Origin of the sequence: Hydrogenophaga sp. R2, assembly GCF_049843595.1 — a bacterium.
Taxonomy (GTDB): Bacteria; Pseudomonadota; Gammaproteobacteria; order Burkholderiales; family Burkholderiaceae_C; genus Hydrogenophaga.
The window spans coordinates 1-1,064 of the sequence record NZ_JBBHZN010000008.1 but is presented as its reverse complement, the minus strand read 5'-3'; the positions used below and the strand labels follow the sequence as shown (position 1 = coordinate 1,064).

General features: G+C 64.8%; 1 protein-coding gene. It reads right to left on the bottom strand.

Annotated features, from left to right (window positions below; all coding sequences use genetic code 11):
* Positions 1-1,064 (bottom strand): elongation factor Tu (gene tuf, locus WD026_RS16100; protein WP_425724672.1); only part of this gene is annotated, 1,064 nt, incomplete at its 3' end.

Below are 1,064 nucleotides of genomic sequence, written 5' to 3'. Positions count from 1 at the left end.
GGCATGACCATTTCCTTGTCCTTCGGCAGCTCGATCGAGCCGGTCACGTCGGTGGTGCGGAAGTAGAACTGCGGACGGTAGTTGTTGAAGAACGGGGTGTGGCGGCCGCCCTCGTCCTTGGACAGCACGTACACCTCACCGGTGAAGTGGGTGTGCGGCTTGATGGAGCCGGGCTTGCACAGCACCTGGCCGCGCTGCACTTCCTCGCGCTTGGTGCCGCGCAGCAGGATGCCGACGTTGTCGCCCGCCTGGCCCTGGTCCAGCAGCTTGCGGAACATCTCCACGCCGGTGCAGGTGGTCTTCTGGGTGGCAGCGATACCGACGATCTCGATTTCCTCGCCGACCTTGACCACGCCACGCTCGATACGGCCGGTCACCACGGTGCCGCGACCCGAGATCGAGAACACGTCTTCCACCGGCATCAGGAAGGCGCCGTCCACGGCACGCTCCGGGGTGGGGATGTAGCTGTCCAGCGCATCGGCCAGGCGCATGATGGCCTGCTCGCCCAGATCGCCCTTGTCGCCTTCCAGGGCCAGCTTGGCCGAGCCCTTGACGATGGGGGTGTCGTCACCGGGGAAGTCGTACTTGGACAGCAGCTCGCGCACTTCCATCTCGACCAGCTCGAGCAGCTCGGCGTCGTCGACCATGTCGCACTTGTTCAGGAACACGATGATGTAGGGCACGCCCACCTGACGCGCCAGCAGGATGTGCTCGCGGGTCTGGGGCATCGGGCCGTCAGCAGCCGAGCACACCAGGATGGCGCCGTCCATCTGGGCAGCACCGGTGATCATGTTCTTCACGTAGTCGGCGTGACCCGGGCAGTCCACGTGAGCGTAGTGGCGGTTGGCCGTCTCGTACTCGACGTGGGCGGTGTTGATGGTGATGCCGCGGGCCTTCTCTTCGGGAGCTGCGTCGATCTGGTCGTACGCCTTGGCTGCACCGCCGAACTTGGCCGCCAGCACGGTGGTGATGGCCGCCGTCAGGGTCGTCTTGCCATGATCCACGTGACCGATCGTGCCCACGTTGACGTGCGGCTTGGTCCGCTCAAATTTCTCTTTTGCCAT